Here is a 20,431-nt window from a genome sequence, read left to right as displayed (position 1 = left end):
AATCACCATTGTTTGCTCCTTCATTTGTCACTTTTAGTATTACGATCGAAAATACCATAACGATCGATATTTTTAATTGCAGCTTGGCGGTTTCTGGTATGATCACGATCCTTTTATTTTCGTTATTGGTGATCTAGTTAGCATGAAGTTAAATCCTGGGCAAAATGATGCCGTTCACTATGTTTCTGGACCTTGCTTGGTTTTAGCGGGGGCGGGTAGTGGTAAAACTCGGGTAATTATTAACAAAATTGCATACTTAGTTGAAAAGTGTGGCTACAAGGCGCGCAATATTGCTGCCGTGACCTTTACCAATAAAGCCGCCCGTGAGATGAAAGAGCGTGTCTCGCAGTCAATGGGGCGTAAAGAAGCTCGCGGTTTGTGGATTTCAACCTTCCATACCTTAGGCTTAGAAATTCTTAAACGTGAATATAAAGTGGTGGGCTTAAAAGCTGGCTTCTCACTGTTTGATGACCAAGACACCTTTGCATTATTAAAAGAGCTCACAGAAGATGAGCTTGAAGAAGATAAAGACCTCATCAAAGCGCTTGCTAGCGCCATTTCAAACTGGAAAGGTGATTTAGTCGTACCTGATCAAGCGCTCAAACGTGGCGGTGACGAACAAACTCAATTATTTGCCAAGCTTTATCAGCGCTATGCCCAGCAAATGAAAGCCTACAATGCGCTGGATTTTGACGATCTGATTTTATTGCCGACGTTATTGTTGCGTCATAATGAAGAAGTAAGAACCCGCTGGCAGACCCGTATTCAATACTTGCTGGTGGATGAGTATCAAGATACTAATACTAGCCAATATGAGCTGGTGAAGCTGTTAGTTGGCGAGCGTGCGCGATTTACCGTGGTAGGTGATGACGATCAATCGATTTATTCATGGCGTGGTGCTAAACCGCAAAATTTGGTGTTACTAGGGAAAGATTTTCCGCAACTGCGCTTGATTAAGCTAGAGCAAAATTATCGCTCTAGCCAACGTATTTTACGTGCGGCCAATATCTTAATTGCTAATAACCCCCATGTGTATGAAAAAACCTTATTCAGTGAGCTAGCCTATGGTGAGCCGCTTAGGGTGCTATTTGCTGCCAATGAAGAGCAAGAAGCAGAGCGGGTGGTAGCGGAGATTATTCGTCACAAATTCGTTGGCCGTACTCAGTTTGGTGATTATGCCATCTTGTATCGGGGTAACCATCAATCGCGGTTATTAGAACGTGCATTAATGACTAACCGCATTCCTTATAAGCTTTCAGGTGGCACTTCGTTTTTTGCACGCGCAGAAATTAAAGACATTATGGCTTACCTGCGCTTGGTGGTGAATCCAGATGATGATAATGCCTTCCTAAGGGTTGTTAACCTTCCTAAACGTGGTATTGGCCCTGCAACACTGGAGCGTTTAGGCAGTTATGCCAATGAAAAGCACATCTCGTTATTTGAAGCTATTTTTCAAGCTGAGCTAAACCATCATCTGTCGCCAGCGGCAATGGGGTCGTTATATCAGTTTGGTAAATTCATAGTCGATACCGGCGAAGTGGCTAGCCGCGGTGAACCGGTAGACGCCATTAAGCAGCTTATTCGTAAAATTAACTACGAAGATTATTTGTATGAAACCAGCACCAGCGCTAAAGCAGCTGAAATGCGGATGAAGAATATTTCAGAGCTGTATAAATGGGTGACTCAAATGCTTGAAGGTGATGATTTGGACGAACCAATGACCTTACCTGAAGTCGTTACCCGTTTGACCTTGCGTGACATGATGGAACGTAACCAAGAGGATGAAGGCGGCGATCAAGTACAGCTGATGACCCTACATGCATCGAAAGGCCTCGAATACCCTTATGTGTTTATGGTGGGCACCGAAGAGCGCATCTTGCCGCATCAGTCGAGTATTGATGAAGACAATGTCGATGAAGAGCGCCGACTCGCTTATGTGGGGATCACCCGAGCACAGAAAGAGTTATGGTTTACTATGTGTCGTGAACGGCGCCAATTTGGTGAAACCATGCGCTGTGAGCCAAGCCGTTTTTTGATGGAACTGCCTCAAGATGACTTGATTTGGGAAAACCGTAAACCAAAGCAAACTGAGCAAGAAAGGCTGCAAACCGGTAAAAGCAATATCGCTAACTTGCGAGATATGTTTAAGAAGTAAGCTTAGCTAACTGACACTCCGCTTCTTGTTGGGTGTCAGCTATTTTCTCTAACTGCGTTTTTATACAGATGTCGTTAGCAGAGAATAAGCGCCCTTGACCTTGGTAGTACCCCAGCTGTCGTAACGCTGTGAGTTGTTCGTCAGTATTAACTCCATCAGCAAACATTTCAAACCCCAAGGTCGATGCAATGAGGCAATATGCTTTAGCCAATTGCAATTGTTTGCTATTCAGTAAGTGTTGGCTCGCGTCAGCATCGAGTTTAAGGGCTTTTATTGGCAAGAAGCTGAGGCTGCTTAACGAGCTATAACCTGTGCCATAACCATTAATGCCGATATTAACCTCAAGCTCAGTTAAAGTATCAAAGGCCGTGATATGGTTTTTTCGGTCTTTAACGAAGGCTTTTTCATGGAAAAATACCCATAAATGGCTTGGACTGATTTGGCTATTTTTGATGGTGTTTTTTAAGCTTCGTAAGTCGTATTTCAACTTAATATGCTTGCTTGATAGTGACATGTGAATTTGTGGCGCGTGGCCCAGGGTGTCAGTTAACGCCTTATAGCCACTATCGATATATTTAAATATATAGTCATCAAAAATGGTGATAGTTTGGGTTTTACTCGCCAATGACTGCAGTTGTTGGTGACTGATACTACCATGTGTAGCGTGTTGCCAAGAGGCTATGGGCTCATAAGCCAAAATGCTCAGACCATCAAAATCGACCACGGGGATTAAATTAACATTTATATGGTGATTTTCTAATGCCTGCTGGAAGTCCTGCTCTAATTTCACTCTTTGATTAAAGTGTTGCTCAATGTGCTGATCAAACACCACATAACAACCTTTACCTTTGGCTTTTGCCTGATACATAGCAGTGTCAGCATGACGTAAAATAGACTCGCTGTCATAGGAGGTGTTCTTTGCGCTATAAGCCACGCCAATACTAGCGCCGGAGATTACCTGTTGGCTGGTTAATGTAAACGGCTGAGCGATGGCTTTAAGTATGCGTTCACTGACATCTTCAGCATCTTGTTTACGATGAATTGAGTCTAGCAGTATCACAAATTCATCACCGCCTAAACGTGCAAGGGTATCGTTATCACGGATACACGCTTTTAATCTTTTTGAGGTTTCAATTAAAAATCGATCCCCTTCTAAATGACCTAAAGTATCGTTAATTTGTTTAAAGCCATCTAAGTCGATAAACAATAATGCACATTGTTCATTTTTATTACGCCTAAGATGTTTAATGGTTTGGGATAAGCGCTCCATAAAGAAGCTACGATTGGGTAAGCCGGTTAAATTATCATGTTTGGCATCAAAGACTAATTGGGCTTCGATCTTTTTACGCTGCATAATTTGTCGCTGCAAATTGTCATTCATTTCAGCGATAGCATGGGTGCGCTTTTGGACTTTGTCTTCTAATAATTCATGACTTCTTTTTAGCTGCTCTGCGGCTAATTTCTTTTCTATGGCATTGGCAATGTGTTGTGACACAAAGGTCAGTAACTCAAGATCTTTAACCGCAAAAGAGTCGTTATCGCTTAAGCTGTATATCGTTAACCCACCGGTGACTTCACCGTGGATGAATAATGGAATACCAATCCATTGCACCATTGCGTGAGTGTGGTTTAAGTCTGGATTATGGCCGTAGATGTCACCGGCTTTAATTAATGCTTGAATATCTTGCTGGCGCAGCAGTAGCGGCTTTTTATGCTTAAGAATATATTCTGTTAGCCCATCTTGCATTGGACGAGGCTTAGGCGGCTCTGAAGCCATCTTAGAGACATAAAAGGGGAAAGAAAGCGTATTGCTTGCTTTATTAACTAAAGAGATAAAACAATTTTCTGCAGGAATAAGTTGGCTGATGATTTTGTGGATCTGTGGATAGAATACAGATTGGCTAACATCAGAGGTCGACAGATCTGCAATTTGAAACAGTGCTGATTGCAACTTTTCAGCTTTTACGCGCTCTTGTACCTCTTGTTTTACTTTTTCGTAGGCATCACTGAGCTCTTTAGTTCGCTGCACAATGGCAATTTCGAGCTCTTCATTATGACGCAAACGTTCCATTACCCCAGAGATATGGTGGCAAATAAAGCCCATTAATTCTAATTCTAATTCACCATATATGATGTCATCACTGTAGCTTTGAACAACTAATACGCCAGTGACCTTATCATTATGCTTAATTGGTACCCCTAACCATTGCAGGCAGGCTGAACCTAAGTCATCTATTTCGCCTGCTTTTACCAGTGACTCAAAACCTTGATCATCACACAATAATGGCTCGCCAGTTCTCAGTACGTAGCCAGTAATCCCCCGTTTGAGCAGCGCTGATATTTCTTCATCGGGATAAAGCTCACTTGGATGGGGATCTTTTTCATCGGCAAAAAAAGGCAAGCTAATAATACTGCTGTCGGTATCGAGTTCAGCAATAAAGAAGTTATCAGCGTGGATAAGTTTTTGCAGGTGAGAGTGAACGCCATGATAAAAAGCATCAAGGGAGATGGCGTTAGTGGCAATGTTGGAAATTTCCAGTAATGCATTTTGGATTACTTCAGCACGTTTGTATTTGCTTAGCAAACGCCTTAGTCGTGACACTCTTCTTTTGAGGTGCTCAACATTATCTGAACTAAATATGGGGAAGGTTCCCTTTTCCATAGCACGCCCTTAATTCCTTTAAGACTTTTTACTGACGTTTCAGTATATGAAACTTAACCAATAATGTGAACCAACATGAGTTTATAATTAAAAATGCTCAAAAATATCCCAATTCAGTCAAAACATGAGCAAACAGAAAAAAAATTAAAAACAAAGGTAGACGTGAAGCTGATTTATCCCTATTATGTGCGTCGCTAACCAAGGCGAGCGCCCATAGCTCAGCTGGATAGAGCGTACCCCTCCGGAGGGTAAGGCCGAAGGTTCGAATCCTTCTGGGCGCACCATTCGGTACAGTAGCTTGTTAGCAAAATTGAAAGGTCAGTGGTGATTGTAGCTCAGTTGGTAGAGCCCCGGATTGTGATTCCGGTTGTCGTGGGTTCGAGCCCCATCAGTCACCCCATTCAATTTAACTTCTTTTAGAAGTGTCGTAATTGCAACATCTTCGGTGATTAGCGCAGCCCGGTAGCGCATCTCGTTTGGGACGAGAGGGTCAGAGGTTCGAATCCTCTATCACCGACCAAATTTTAGTATTCCAATTAGTGATTTATTTTGATCCTATCAGATTGGCCTACCGTATAAAAAGTTACATTCAGTGAATAGCGTTGTTGATAACGCGTCACTCACTCTTTTAGAGTGAAGCAAAGGGTTGACCTTATAAGACTTAGAATATCAGTAAAAATTTCGGTGATTAGCGCAGCCCGGTAGCGCATCTCGTTTGGGACGAGAGGGTCAGAGGTTCGAATCCTCTATCACCGACCACATTTAACAAAAAAGCCACTCAATGAGTGGCTTTTTTGTATTTCAAATAAACTCCTTGTGCAGCATCATCCCCTTTAGCTACTCCCTTGTTACCTCAATGGTTGGTACGTTTAGTTAGCATCGCTGGGTTTGTTATACATTAATGCAGGTTACAGATAATAAAAAACCACATTTGCATGTGGTTTTTTGGGTATGAATTACCTTATTGGCTGATAAATTAAATGTTGATGGAAACCGGTGGTGAAATAAAGCCTTGGTAAGCATCAAGTCGCATGGAGGCAAAACGTTCTAACTGTGTTTGCTGCTGTATTCCGGTGACTATGACTTGAATATCTAAGCCTTTGGCCACATTCGATAAGGCTCTACATAGCTCAATATTGTGTTGGTCATCTTCCATATAGGCAAAGGATTGATCCAGTTTGACATAACTTGGGCGCAGGCTTTGTAAATAGGCCATTGAACCAAATTGACGGCCGAAATGATCAATACCAAATGTTGCCCCGTTATCACGAATAATATGGCATAACTTTTCACAGTTTTCTAAATCACTATAAACACTGGCTTCAGGTATATCAAAACAGATCCTTTCAGGGAAATTGCAATGACGTAAAAACTGCTGCAACCAAGTGTGAAAATGAATATCACTAATACTTTGAAAGGTGAGGTTAATAGCGAGTGGCTCATAATTTCGCTCTAAAAGTCGGTTTTCTACCACAGTTTCAATTAAACATTGATCCAGCAAGGTGCCTAATGACAATAACTCAACATAAGGCATAAATTGACCTGCGTGTTGCAATTTGTCGTCGACGGTAAGTTGGCAGTAAACTTCCCGCTGGCATACCTCTTTTTTGCGATTGAGCAAAATAGGCTGCCATCTGAACTGGAATTTTTTATTTCGAATCGCATCGGTGAGATTAGTGCGCCATTGCTCACGGCTAAATAATTGTTGTTCGTCGGTTTCAAACCAATGAAACACTTTATTGTCTTTTAGTGACTGCTGCAGTGCATTGTCAGCTTGGGCTAAAATATCACTGACGGTCATTTGACCAATGCGCTCTGCAACACCAATCGCAAAGCCTTCGTTGGGCTTACAACCTGCTTTTGATATTTCCTTATTAAGGGTTCTGAGTAAGGTTTGTAAGTATTTAGTTAGCTGTTCATGTTCAACATCGGCGATCAAAAAAGCAAATTCATAGGCGGCAATACGGCCAATAACAGAAGGTGCTACCTCATCTAAATGGTGCTGCAGCTTTTGTGACAGCAATTTAATGGTTTCATCACGTACTTGATAACCATATTTACTGTGCACTGTTTCTAACCAGTCAAATTTGGCTAAGAATATTGCTCCACTGCTAGGCTCTGCTAACCAGCCATTAATTCGACTGACCATATATTGTCGATTTGGCAGCCCTGAAACCTGGTCGACGAGGTTTTTCTTACGTAGGGCTGAGACTTCTTCATCCAGTGAGTTAAATACCTGTTTAAGTTGTGCCGACATGCTATTAAATGCACTTACTAACTCTTGCAGCTCTTTAGTTTTAGGCATTGGCATATCAGGTCCAAACTGCTGATTAGCCACTTTTTTTGCATGAATTGAAAGGTCGTGTAACGGTTTTAAAATAAAGCCTAAGCCAAAGCGAGCGCAGACGATAGCCAATAAAAATAGAATGGAAAAAATGATAATGGTATTAGAAATAATCCGCCACAGTTCATGGTAGCCAAACCCAGGGTGAGCGGTAATTTCTATTTTAGCTAATTGCAGCCAGCCTGAGGTTAAGACAGTCTCTTTGGTGATGCTTTTAAATAGCTCAAGGTCAATAAACCACTGCGGTACACCGTCGATTCTGATGGCGTTATTCCACACTTGTTGCTTACCATCAACCAGCCAAGTGAGTTTAATTTGCTGGTAATAACCGCCTTCAAATATCACATTGACTAGGGTTTCTGCGCCAACATCATCACCATTTTCAAGGGCAGGGACGAGCATAATACCAAGGGAATGACTGGCATTATTTAAATCTGATTCCATCTGCTTACTCAAGAAACTTTGGGTCTCAGTAAACTGCACGTAACCTAAGCTGATCACCACCAGTAAAAATAAACCAAAAAGTAACGCATAGATTTGACGAAAGAGGGTCATCTTGGTCACTGCTCCATTTTTTGTTTGGGTTGACGCAAGCGGTCGATACCCAATCTAAGTTTTAAATCATTCCATTTTTCAAGACGTGACGAGGAGCCAGCAAGCACACCTCGGCCTTTTTCTTTGTTGAGCCATAACTGTTTACCATTAAAACTATAAACAGGTATTAAATCATTTCTCATTGTCGCGGGTTTTATTATCGGGTCTAGATTGTCTAAAACCAGTGGTACCGCGCCTGGTGTTTCATAGTAAGCTAGCACCATGTGGTACTGGTTTACTGTTTTGGCTTTTACCATGGTAATTCTGAGTTTATCTTCAGGTATACCAACTTGGAGTAAGGTAAAGTATTTAGCGATAGAAAAATCTTCGCAATCACCAGCATTGACCCCAATAAACTCCATCGGAGAAGCCCAATAATTAGACTCGCCCCATAAGGCTTTATCGTCAACAAACTTAAATAAGTTAAAGAAACGGTTAACCTTTTCTAGCCTGGCAAGCTCATCAAGTTGCGGTGCTTCATTGATGATGTTGAACCAAGCTGTGGCGCGTTTTCCAGCTCTTTCACCGTAATGCTCAGTTAAAGCATTAATGGTTTTTTTTGCATCAATTTGCGCTGGTGGCGCGGCAAAAAGCCCCGATACCATCAAAGCAGATGCTAGCAGTGAATAATGACAACATTGTTTTATACGTTCTAACCTCGAACGGCCATTATCAGGCAACTGTTAGCACCTCAATGACAATTTTTACTGATCAACAGTATAAATGTGCCACTTCATATCTGTTTTTGAATCATCGCCAGTCACTTCAGCAATAACCCGGCGGTTAGCCTCATTAGCCTCGGCTGAGTCAGATTCATCAATAGGTCTATCGTAGCTATAGCCAATGGCATTGAGCCTTGACGGATTAATAGCAAAAGTGTCAGCTAATATTTGGGTAACGTTTTGTGCTCTGGCTTGAGATAAGTGTAGATTATGCTCATAGCTACCGGTTTTACTGCAATGGCCTTCAATGGTGACATTGGTGCTAGGGTACAGCTTCATTAATTGCGCAATTTGTTCAATTTGCTGATAAAAGCGTGGGTTAATGTCTGCTGAGTCATTTTCAAACAGAATGTGTAACTCCTGGCGCTCATTAATTTTGCTTACGGTGGCGCAGCCATAATTGTCGATATCAGCACCAATGACCGTTTCTAAGCAGCGCTCACGGGCCATAATCACACCGTCATTATCATTATCATTAAGATCAAACTCTTGTTGCGTGGCCGTATCCATAGTGACAGTGTCTCGCATCGAACAGCCAGTCGCTAAGCTTATTACAAGTAGCAAAAACAAATATTTCATCATCTTACTCCACCTTCATAATCACGTTCACCTTGCCAAATATCTGGACGTGTGACCCGCAACGAGTCAAGCAATCTACCCGTTGCATTTAGCAGCCGATATTTTGCCGCCGTTTCGTCAAACTCAGTTTGCAGGTAATCTTTACGGGCTTGAAACAGCTCATTTTCAGTATCGAGTAAATCCAGCAAGCTACGTTGGCCTAAATTAAACTGTTGAGAATAAGCTACTTGGGTATCTTTAGAGGCAATCACATGGTCGCGAATATAGCGTTTTTGCGGTGCTAGCATCTCATAAGCATTCCAAGATAAATGCACCCCTTCAATAACTTGGCGATGTGCCCGTTGACGAATTTCTTTGGCCTCATTGATTTTGTAAGCAGCTTCCTTTTCCCGTGCGAGATCTTTACCACCTGAGAAAAGGTTGTATTTAACTCGTACCATGCCGACTAAATCGTTATTATGGCCGCCGACATTAGGGTTGAGAGCACTGCCAGTGCCGTAACCATCTTCACCATCTACATCATTATTCCAATTACCATTTAATTCTAATGAGAACTTTGGATAGTAATTTGACTGCGCTGATTTTCGTTCTTTATCTGCGGCGTTAATATCGCTATTGGCAGATTTAAGGATCGGATGATTTTCTTGGGCCATCAGCACGCTTTCAGCGATATTATCAGGCATCAAATCCATATCTGGCACTGGTGCAACTAAGTTATCAGGTTCTTTTTCGACAATACGAATATACTGTGCTTTCGCATCTAATAGGTTATTTTTAGCTGCCATAACATTAGCGTTAGCACGAGCTAATCGACCTGATATTTGCGATAAATCAGCAATGGAGCCTAAGCCTGATTCGGTGCGCTGCTTAATTTGGTCGTATATTTCTTCATGACTTCTGAGGTTTTTTTCCGATAACACTAATAGCTGCTCAGCTTTAATGTAATTGGTGTAAACCTTACTTACTTCTAAAGCGATATCTTCAGCAGCGGCAAATAATGCCCACTGTTCAGCACTGGCTTCAAATGAGTAGCGATCAACTTCACTGCTGGTATAGAAGCCGTCAAATAACATCTGTTTGATGCTAAAACCTGCTTCACCACGTTCGAGCTCCATAACGCCATCATCTAAATTATCGTTACCAGGCTGGCTTTTACGTCGGGTTGAGGGGCTGTCCGTTTGCTCCCAACCATAGGCGCCGGTTAAATCAACTGTTGGCATATAACCTGCCACAGCTTGATTAACTTGCTCCTCACGGGCTTTAAAGCGATTAAAGGCAATACGCAACTCTGGATTAGTATCCAAAGTATGGGCGACAGCTTGTTCTAACGATTGCGCGTTTAGAGTAGGTACTGCAAAAAATGCAGACATTGCCAATGCCAAAATACTTAACTTACGACACTGGGTTATATTCAATTTCATGTAAAAAACCCTCCAGGTTTTTTGTTTAATTCTCTCGAAGTGCAGTTTCTTTAGCCCTTAAAATAGGGTTTAAAATATACTCAAGGATTGTTCTTTGTCCGGTTATTACGTCTACTGAGGTAAGCATTCCCGGAATAATTGGCATCTGTGTGCCATCTTTTTTTATCAAATTTGATTCTTTGGTTCGTACTCGGATGGTATAAAAGCTGTTGCCTTCTTCATCTAAACTGGTATCGGCACTAATGTGCTCTACGGTGCCTTTGAGGCCGCCGTAGCGGGTAAAGTCATAAGCGGTCACTTTGACGATTGCGGGTAATCCTGGGTGTAAAAATGCAATATCTTGTGGGGTTATCTTAGTCTCAATCAGTAGCTGATCTTCTGATGGCACAATTTCAATAATCTCTTCACCTGGTTGTACCACACCCCCTAAGGTATTCATGTGTAAGGTTTTAATGGTGCCGTTAACGGGTGAGGTAATAATGGCTTTGCTGATCTTATCGAACGCGCCTATTTGCGCTTGGTTCATCCTAGATAGCTTAGTTTGCATTTCATTTAATTGGGCGCGTAAATCAGCAGCGTAAACAAATACCGCCTCACGGCGTTTAAGGATAGCTTCATCCATAGTGGCTTTTAATTTAGGCCGCAGTAGACGTAAGGTTTTAAGCTCGCCTTGAATGTCATTAACAGTACGTTCAAGTTTTAATAGCTCAACTTCAGGAACGATACCTTTTTGTGCTAGGGGTTTAGTGAGTTCTAATTCCCGTGAAATCAGCTGATAGCTTTTGGTTAGGGTGATAATTTTAGAGCTTAACTCTTCAGTTTCTTGTTGGCGCTGCTGAATTTGGCGCACCAAAATTTCTAACTGATTGCTGAGATTATCTAAACGGCCGCTGTATTCAGCTTGTTGGTTTTTAACTAAGTTAGGCTCATCATTGATAATCTCATCAGGAAAAACTAATGGCTGCTTCGTGATTTTAACTTGCTCGCGCCAGTTTGAAGACATGTCAGAAATAACAATACTATCTAGCTCGGTTCGCAGGCGGATCACATTAGTTTGTAAGCTATAAACCTCTTGTTCTTGTTGAGCGAAATCTGAGCGGAAGCGAATGTCATCAATTTTGACTAATGGCTGACCTTTGGTGACTATCATGCCTTCTTGGACATAGATTTCTTGTAGTACGCCACCATCCAAACTATCAATGAGTTGCACTTGGGAAGAGGGGATAACTTTGCCCATTCCTGAAGTTACCTGATCTAATTCAGAAAAATAGGCCCAAATAAAGAAGCAGATAAACATGGCCGCAATTGACCAAATGATTAGGTGATGACCACGTGGTGACTCGGTCATCATGGCACCATAAACATCATCGACCATGTCTAAATCATGGTTAGAGAGCTTGTTAGTCATTAACTGCGCCCTCCTGCAAGTAAGCCATTATTGAGTTTTTCAAGCACGCGATCTTTGGGGCCATCGGCAACAATATGGCCCTTATCAAGTACGATAATGCGATCAACTAAACGTAATAAGTGCATCTTATGGGTGATCAGTAATAAAGTGCGGTCTTTACTGACATGCTCCATTGAGCGAATAAACTGTTTTTCAGCGCGAGCATCTAAACTGGCTGTTGGTTCATCCATTAATAAGATGGGCGGGTCATTTAAGGTTGCTCTTGCTAATGCAACGGTTTGACGTTGCCCTCGGCTTAATGACAAGCCGCCTTCACCTACTTGCTGATCTAAACCTTCAGACTCAAGGTTAGTAAACATACTGACCCCAGAAAGCTGCACTGCACGAATAAGTTGATGCTCTGTCACCTGACGGGTGCCAAAAAGAATATTATCTTTAATAGAACCATGAAAAAGGGTCACATCTTGGGGCAAATAGCCGAAATTTTTACGTAAATCACTGGGGTGAATTTGACCCGCATCTAAGCCATCGTAACGCAGGCTGCCTTGAGTGGGTTTATACAAGCCAACTAACAGTTTTGCTAAGGTACTTTTGCCTGAGCCATTACGGCCGATAATAGCAATACGCTCACCGGGTTTTATGTGGACGGAAAGCGGATGTAGCACAGGTCTTTCGGCTTCAGGAAAGCTGAAAGCGATGTTGTCAGCATCAATTTTACCTTGTAAGCGCTGTTTGCTAACCAAATGGCCTTTGTTTTCAAACTCTTCTTCTTGGTTCATTACCTCGTCAAGTTGGCGTAGCGAGCTTGCTGTTTGGTTGCCTCGAGTAATTAGCCCTGCAAGTTGCGCCATCGGTGAGATTGCGCGGCTTGAAAGCATCACCGCTGCGATAATGCCGCCCATTGAGATAGCATTATCAGCCACCCGATACACCCCAAGGATCACCACGCAGACGACGGTAAGCTGCACAATAAAGTTAGCCACATTACTGACGGCATTAGTGAGTTTTTTAGATTTAAGCTGCCAGTTAGCGGTGTGGCCTATCATCTGCTGCCAACTTTTTTGTACTAGGCCTTCTGCGCCATTAGCTTTAATGGACTCTAATGCCGTTAAGCTTTCAATCAAATGGCCGTGCTTGAGGCTTGAAAAGCGGTTACTTTCTTCAATTGCGGCCTTAAGTTTTGGTTGGATGTAGAACGTAAAGCCGATAATGATAATCCCCCCAAGAACTGGGATAACCGCTAGGTCGCCGGCAACAATATAAATAATGGTGACAAACAGTAGGGCGAACGGAAGGTCCACTAAGGTGGTGATGGTTGCAGAGGTTAAAATTTCTCGAATACTGTCAAATTCACTTAATTGCCTTGCCATGCCGCCCACGCTAGGGGAGCGTTTTGATAGTGGAATCCCAATTGCTTTGGCAAATAATTTTGAAGAAACAATGATATCGACTTTTTTACCTGCAACATCAATTAAGTAGCTGCGTAACTGACGTAAAATAAGATCAAATAAATAGGCAATTCCTGCGCCAATGGCGAGTACCCATAATGACTCAAAGGCTAAATTCGGTACCACTTTATCGTATACATTCATGATGAATAATGGTGATACCAATGCGAATAAGTTAACTAGCACAGATGCAATCAGGGCATCTCGATAGATGGGTGCTGAGTCTTTAATGCTTTGTAGTAACCAGTGAGTACTATTATCGTGAATGTGAACATCAAAGCTGTTATCGCCACGAAACTCTTGTTTAACTAAAAATAGATAACCCACATAAAGGGTTTCTAGTTCTTCAATGGTGAGAACTTCTTCTCCACCGGTTTCGGGTAATTGAATGGTTGCTTTGTCAGCATCGATATCAAGGCTATGTAATATGCAGGCTTTTTTATCTTTAAGCAGTAAAATACAAGGCAGTAAAATAGCTGATATTTGATTAAGATCTTTACGGGTTAATTTAGCTGACAAACCACCACGCGAGGCAGCTTGCGGTAGTAAATCTGGAGTGATGTTAGCGCCAGTTAATGGTAAGCCTGCCGCAAGTGAGTCACTTGAGCATGGCGAACCAAAATGTTCAGTCATTAAGACTAAGCAATCAAGTAATGGATCAACAGTGGTCCGTTGGGACGCTGAAATAGTCCACTGTTCTTGATTGTTTGATGCAGTTGCTGGCACCTAATGCTTATCCTTTAGAATTATTGTTATAAAAGTAACTACCTTGTTAGCGCCGTTATGATACAACGTGACGCCAACAAAGTGTTGTATTTATGGAATAATATTTTCATCACTTTGTATCTGGAATATGCCTGTAGCTTGATTACTAGCTACGGCAGCACTTTCATCTGCAGCAGAGTCAATAATTAACGCCCCATCTGCTAACAGACCACTAATAACAACACCCTCATCAGTGGTGCCATAATTGCTATTATCAGATAAATCTACCCCATCGAGTACAATGACTTGATCAACACTATTGTTGTCATCGGCATCTATGGTGATCGTGGTATTACCATCAGCAAAAGAGATGCTTAAGAAGTCTGTTAGGGTGTCAGTATCTTCCCCTTGCAATAAGTCACTCAAATCTAATTTGTCAGCGTTGATGTCAAAACCACTAATGGTGTCGGTGCCAATATCATTTGCTAACCAGGTATAAGTATCATCACCTTCGCCGCCAATGAGTAAATCATCACCTAAACCACCGATTAACAGGTCATCGCCTTCACCGCCAATGAGCAAGTCGTTACCACTGCCACCGATTAGTACATCGTCGCCAGCGCCGCCATCTAAGACACTATCAGAGACATATATCTGACCAGTTGAACCACTTTGTCCATCGCTAATATAGGTTGCTGTTTGAGTTGAACCATCACTGAGGGTAATTGTGAATGTGGCGGCTTGCGCTGCTAGATCACTACCATTATCAGAACCAAGGCTATCAGTATCGAATGCAAACCAGAATGAATCTCCTTCAGTGAAGTCTCCATTACTAAAGTTCATGGTTAATACCGAATTATCATTAGTCATGGCAGCAAAAATATCATTAGCTGAATCAGTAATACCAACCGAGTCACTACCAACAGCTATTGTCGTGTCACTGATATCAAATTCTGCATTTGTATCTGTGCCTGCTCTTAAATCAATTTGAATCTGAGTAATTGATAAACCTGCGGCAAGTGCAGCGACTTGGAATCCGAATTGGTTAGTCGCATTATAAGTGTCACCCGCTCTTACAGTGGCATTAACAATGGCTTGCGTACCGCCGCTATTGGTTGAATTTGCAATGATGATATCGTTTTCATGGGTGCCTGTAAGTGTGGTTGAATTTTGATAATCAACGGTAACTTCAGCACTGTCAGATGCACCATTGCCTTCAAGGGTGTAATTAAAGTTATCGCCATCATTGGCAGCATTTACAGTAACGACGCCATTGGATAAGCTCGCGCCACCGTCAACGGAGGTTATAGCCGCAGAACTTGGCGTTGCGTCTCCATGAGTTAGATAGGCTGTATCAATATTGAGTGTTGAACCATCAGCCTGATTAGTAATGATATTATTTACGTTTGCATCAAGTCCGGCATAGTAATCAAGTTCAATAACCAAAGAGAGTGAATTGCTATCTCCGTCATTATCCAGAATTTCAATGTCTATGTTTTCTTGTTGATTGAGAATATTTTCATCAACATCAATGAAGTAGTTATATACGCCTGTTTCAAAATCTATGGTAAATGTGCCACCAAAACTTGTGGTGAGTACTTGCTCAGGATTAGCAGGGTCATAATTGTAGGTGGCACCCCCTAAGGTGATGCTATCAACACGGCCGCCATCGGCGCCGATCAATACGCCAGTGGTGCTATCTCCCGTTATGATGCCTAAGTCTCCAACAATCGTACTGTTATCGAAATAGTTAAGAATGGTAGTAGTAAGGTCGTCTGCGTCGTCTACGACAATGGCATATTCTTCATTACCATTTATTTCAGGGTAAGCAATAGGCAGCAGCTCATCTAAGCTGGCATTGCCAATACCGATTCCGAAAGAAATATCATAATTATCTTGAACGTAAGTTTGCCATTCAGTTTGTTGGTCCGTATCTACTTCTTGCCCAGATGATGGTACACCGTCAGAGATAAAGTAAACAAAGTTTTGATCGGCGCCAGTGGGTAAATCTCCACTATCCATAACAGTATTAATGGCTGCTGCGTAGTTAGTACCGCCATTTGCGACTAAGCTGTTTAAGTAATTAATCGCGCCATCAATATCATCCAGTAACCAACCAGAGTTTGCGGTCCCGCTTGAATAAGTAATGATTTGTAAATTAACATTACCTGTTTGATCAACTTCTTTAATCAGTGCGGTGAGTGACTCAACTGCAGTTTCAAGATAGCTTTTACCATTGCCCGCCGAATTGCCCATACTGCCAGAAACATCGAGTACAAAGGTTAAGTTAGTAGTGGTAGGTTCTGCACTTGTTTGTAGATTTTGGGTTATATCATTAGCAATAGGAATATCATCAACAATGGTTATTTCAAGATTAGCGTCACTGGTAACACCACTGCTATTTTCGATAATATAATTAAAGTTTTCGAGTAAATCAGTGCCTGTGTTGTTGGTATTATTAAGTTCATATTGATAATCACCTGCACGTATACCCACTGCATCTTCGGTATAGACAGTTAATGTGCCATTAGTGGTATTGATTGTAATGATGCCATCGGATGGGCTCTGGCCTTCAATGCTGGCAATGATAGTCGAAGCACTAACGCCAGAGTCATTGTCGAATAAATTACCCGTAGCAATATGAGAATTACTGCCTTCCTCTGTACCTTGAACCAGCCCTGCTTCTGAAACGGTTTGACTGTCAGCTGTTGCAATTGGAGTAGAGTCTTGGTTTACCGTTAATGTCGCTTCAGAAGTATCTCCGTCAATATCTTCGAGAATGTAACTGAATTCTTCAGAGACGAGGATGCCGTCACCGACAGATGTCGCAGTTAAGCTGTTTAAGCCATAATTGCCACTCGCAGATGTTAAGACAATGTATTGGAATGCGGTATTGCTAATAATGTTGATACTATTATTGGTGGTACTTCCGGTGGCGACAATGGTAGTTCCATCGGCAGCATAAGCAGTCCAAGTGGCCTCGAAAGTACCACCATTTAATCCAATAGTCGCCTGAGTAAAGCTGTCGTTGGTGCCTAAATCAATAATCATGGCTTCGTTGCCATTGATTACATTGCCTCCAACACCAACACGGCTTCCATTGTTTCCAATATTATTACCAGGAGCGCCTAAATTGGTTAAATCTAGATTGTTAACATTATTGATGCCACTTAATGAAATACCGTTACTATTGAGTAGGTCGTTGTAATCAAAACTTTCTGCAATAGTATCTGTTTGAGTCGATTCATAGGTATAACTTCCGTCCTGATTGGCAATCAAAATACCCTTGTCGGTTACGATAGTAATATTGCCATCAGGATCAAAATTGGAGTAGGTCGTGCCTTGGAAATTGAAACTTATAATTGAGGCAGCATCAGCACCAAGTTGATCTATTCCACTGCCATCAGTACCAGCACCAGTGATGACATTGCCATAGGCTGTGCCACCAAAACCAATACTATCTAAGTCATCTAAAGCGGTTGGCGCAGTATCTACCACATCGATAGTGATAGCTGTCCAGCTTGAATTTCCTGTTCCATCAGTGACCTGATAGTAGAAAGTATCCACTATCACATCGCCTGCATTGTGCACTAAGCTCGGCGCTTGATAACTGTAGGTGCCATCAGCATTGATGGTAATCGTTCCACCTAATGTGGTTGTGAATGAGGCGCCCGCTTCGGTCGCGTCAATCTTACTTGTATCAGATGCATCAGGCGCAAAACCACTGATGGTTAAAGTCTCATTTTCAGCATCGGTATCATTGTTCACTAAATCATTGGTTGTAAATGTGAGTAACTCACTTTCTGACGTTGAGAATGAATCGCTACCTGATACAGGGTTATTATTAATCCCCACGATATTAATGGTAACGGTTGCAGTATCTACGGCACCATATTGATCGGTAATCGTGTATGTGAAAGTATCGGTATCCAATTCTCCCGCAGTTAACGAATCAAAAGCACCGTTGACATCATAGCTGTAAGTACCATCAGCATTGATAGTGACGATAGCACCACTGGTTAACGTGATTGCTTGTCCATATGTGTAGCTCGAACCATTGACATGACTAATACTGAAGCTATGACCTTGGGCATCAGTATCATTAGCAAATAAACCTTCTGTGATATCACTAATGGTTAATATCTGATCCTCTTGAACAACATAAGCATCAACCAGTGCAGGTCCTGTGACAGTGACAGAGTCTAAGTAGTAGTCTGAGGAGTCAGTGAGATCTGGCCCTCCATTTACTTCACTAATAGTTGGTGCAGCTTCAAATACCAGCTGGTCAAATACAAGGTTGCCAGTATTAATTGTAAATGTGCCGGTTGTGCCACTAGTTGTTGAAAAGGTTTCGGTTGCGACCAATTGACCATTGTAATAAGCGTACCAAGTACCTTGCTCACCACTATTTTCATCAGCAAACATTCTAGAAACACTAAAGGTTGCTTCATTAACTAGGCCATTGAAATCAATGACAATCGCTTCTGATGTTCCTGATGCAGAATCATACTCAATCTGACTTGTAATTTGGTCTGTGGATCTTGGAGACCCATCCACACCTAATTGATTAGTGCCATCATTATAAGTCAGTGTTCCAGTGCTACCGTCAGCATTTCTGGCGCTAATCACAAAATCAGCTTCGCCATCAGCATTTGTAGGACTTACCCAACCGTTGGCTGAGTCAGCAGTGGTTGAAAAAGTGGTCCCTACAGCATCATCGACAGCATCAACAGTGTTGCCTGCAATTATGAGTGATTCATTATCACCAGTACCTAAATTACCTGATAAATCAGTGTAGCTATCATCATTAACAATGATACTAGCAGAACCACTATAGCCATCAGTTGGCGTAAAGGTAGCAGTCCAAGTCTCACCACCATCATTACTCACAAGGCCACTTAATGTGCCACCATTAACAATAATATCGTCGACAAGGTTAAAGTTTGTGACTTCTTCGCTAAATGTAAATGTAACGAGAGTGCTTTCTCCAAATCCTAAATTTGCATCGGCAATAGTAATATCTAGTGTCGGCGCTGTGGCATCCAGGTTATCGATGGCATCAGCGACAACAGTATTACCATTCCTATCTTCTGCTGAAGCGTCTACTGTGATGTCACCATCAACCAGGCTTGAAATATCCACGCCTGCAATGCTGTAATCGCCATTGGCATCGACAGTGACGCCCGTCACCTCAAGGATGTTGCCGGCGCTATCGGTGAGAATGAGGGTGACAGTGCTATCTTCTGCGACATCGGTGGTGCTACCCGAAATGTCGGCGGTTTCTGCGCCGTCATTGATGGTAAGAGCCACATCAATTGAACCCGCCGTGGCGTCCATGTTGTCAGTGTCATCATTAGTGACAGTCTGACCGTTTTGATCCACAGCTGATGCATCAACGGTAATGTCGCCATCAACTAAGCCTGAAATATCCACGCCATCAATGCTGTAATCGCCATTGGCATCAACAGTGACGCCAGTGATGATTTGCACTGTGCCAGCGCTATCAGTCAGCGTTAGGGTGACGGTTGAGTTTGGCGCCACATCTGTAGTGGTACCTGAAATGTCGGCGGTTTCTGCGCCGTCATTGATGGTGAGGGCTACATCAATAGAGCCCGCAGTCGCATCCATGTTGTCGGTGTCAGCATCGGTGACTGTTTGACCGTTTTGATCGACAGCTGAGGCATCAACGGTAATGTCGCCATCAACTAAGCCTGAAATGTCTACGCCATCAATGCTGTAATCGCCATTGGCATCTACAGTGACGCCGGTGATGACCTGGACTGTGCCAGCGCTATCGGTAAGCGTTAGGGTGACTGTGCTGTTTGGCGCGACATCAGTAGTGGTACCTGAAATGTCAGCGGTTTCTGCGCCATCATTGATGGTGAGGGCTACATCAATTGAGCCTGGTGTCGCATCCATATTGTCGGTGTCAGCATCGGTAACGGTTTGACCGTTTTGGTCGACTGCTGAGGCGTCAACGGTAATGTCACCATCAACTAAGCCTGAAATGTCTACGCCATCAATGCTGTAATCGCCATTGGCATCAACAGTGACGCCAGTGATGACCTGCACTGTGCCAGCGCTATCGGTCAGGGTTAGGGTGACTGTGCTGTTTGGCGCGACATCAGTCGTGCTACCTGAAATGTCAGCCGTTTCAGCGCCATCATTAATGGTGAGGGCTACATCAATTGAACCCGCAGTGGCGTCCATGTTATCAGTGTCATCATTAGTGACTGTTTGGCCGTTTTGATCGACAGCTGAGGCATCTACAGTAATGTCGCCATCAACCAGGCCTGAAATGTCTACGCCCGCAATACTGTAATCGCCATTGGCATCAACAGTGACGCCAGTGATGACCTGCACTGTGCCAGCGCTATCAGTCAGCGTTAGGGT

At 42.6% G+C, this 20,431-nt stretch carries 9 protein-coding genes and 4 tRNA genes; 5 read left to right on the top strand and 8 right to left on the bottom strand.

Going from position 1 to position 20,431, the window contains the following annotated elements:
- The first annotated feature begins 142 nt into the window (after positions 1-142).
- Entirely contained in the window at positions 143-2,155 is a 2,013-nt protein-coding gene (gene rep / locus Q4557_RS09225) for a DNA helicase Rep (protein ID WP_102439733.1), read from the top strand.
- On the opposite strand, the gene Q4557_RS09220 is transcribed toward rep, so the two are convergent.
- Positions 2,145-4,817 (bottom strand): diguanylate cyclase, encoded by a 2,673-nt coding sequence (locus tag Q4557_RS09220; RefSeq protein WP_303412247.1) that lies wholly within the window; start codon positions 4,815-4,817, stop codon positions 2,145-2,147. The two genes, rep and Q4557_RS09220, sit on opposite strands and share 11 nt — an antisense overlap.
- A 207-nt stretch (positions 4,818-5,024) precedes the next feature.
- Between Q4557_RS09220 and Q4557_RS09215 the strand changes: the two genes are divergently transcribed.
- From Q4557_RS09215 to Q4557_RS09200, 4 genes are all read left to right on the top strand, one after another.
- A tRNA-Arg gene (locus Q4557_RS09215) sits at positions 5,025-5,101 on the top strand.
- Positions 5,102-5,141: 40 nt separating this feature from the next.
- Positions 5,142-5,217: transfer RNA gene (locus Q4557_RS09210), tRNA-His, on the top strand.
- 43 nt (positions 5,218-5,260) lie between these two features.
- Positions 5,261-5,337: transfer RNA gene (locus Q4557_RS09205), tRNA-Pro, on the top strand.
- A 162-nt stretch (positions 5,338-5,499) separates the two neighbouring features.
- Positions 5,500-5,576 (top strand) — tRNA-Pro (locus Q4557_RS09200).
- Positions 5,577-5,793: 217 nt separating this feature from the next.
- Here Q4557_RS09200 and Q4557_RS09195 read toward each other — a convergent pair.
- The 7 genes from Q4557_RS09195 to Q4557_RS09165 form a co-directional block, all read right to left on the bottom strand.
- Positions 5,794-7,716 carry an EAL domain-containing protein gene (locus tag Q4557_RS09195; RefSeq protein WP_102439731.1) on the bottom strand — a complete coding sequence of 641 codons (1,923 nt, stop codon included), beginning with the start codon at positions 7,714-7,716 and terminating at the stop codon, positions 5,794-5,796.
- A gap of 5 nt (positions 7,717-7,721) precedes the next feature.
- Complete coding sequence (locus Q4557_RS09190; protein WP_303412367.1) at positions 7,722-8,360, bottom strand: transglutaminase-like cysteine peptidase; 639 nt, start codon at positions 8,358-8,360, stop codon at positions 7,722-7,724.
- 99 nt (positions 8,361-8,459) lie between these two features.
- Positions 8,460-9,056 (bottom strand): OmpA family protein, encoded by a 597-nt coding sequence (locus Q4557_RS09185; protein ID WP_303412365.1) that lies wholly within the window; start codon positions 9,054-9,056, stop codon positions 8,460-8,462.
- Complete coding sequence (locus Q4557_RS09180) at positions 9,056-10,477, bottom strand: TolC family outer membrane protein (RefSeq protein ID WP_102439729.1); 1,422 nt, start codon at positions 10,475-10,477, stop codon at positions 9,056-9,058. The genes Q4557_RS09185 and Q4557_RS09180 overlap by 1 nt, the downstream gene beginning before the upstream one ends.
- Positions 10,478-10,502: 25 nt before the next feature.
- Complete coding sequence (locus tag Q4557_RS09175; RefSeq protein ID WP_102439728.1) at positions 10,503-11,885, bottom strand: HlyD family type I secretion periplasmic adaptor subunit; 1,383 nt, start codon at positions 11,883-11,885, stop codon at positions 10,503-10,505.
- Positions 11,885-14,059, bottom strand: a complete 2,175-nt coding sequence (locus Q4557_RS09170; protein WP_102519698.1) for a type I secretion system permease/ATPase — start codon at positions 14,057-14,059, stop codon at positions 11,885-11,887. Before Q4557_RS09170 ends, Q4557_RS09175 begins: the two co-directional genes overlap by 1 nt.
- 90 nt (positions 14,060-14,149) lie before the next feature.
- Complete coding sequence (locus tag Q4557_RS09165) at positions 14,150-20,401, bottom strand: Ig-like domain-containing protein (protein WP_303412239.1); 6,252 nt, start codon at positions 20,399-20,401, stop codon at positions 14,150-14,152.
- Positions 20,402-20,431: the final 30 nt, after the last annotated feature.

It is taken from the genome of Shewanella sp. 5_MG-2023, from assembly GCF_030547465.1.
Lineage (GTDB): Bacteria > Pseudomonadota > Gammaproteobacteria > Enterobacterales > Shewanellaceae > Shewanella.
This window is presented reverse-complemented; position numbering and strand designations above follow the sequence as displayed.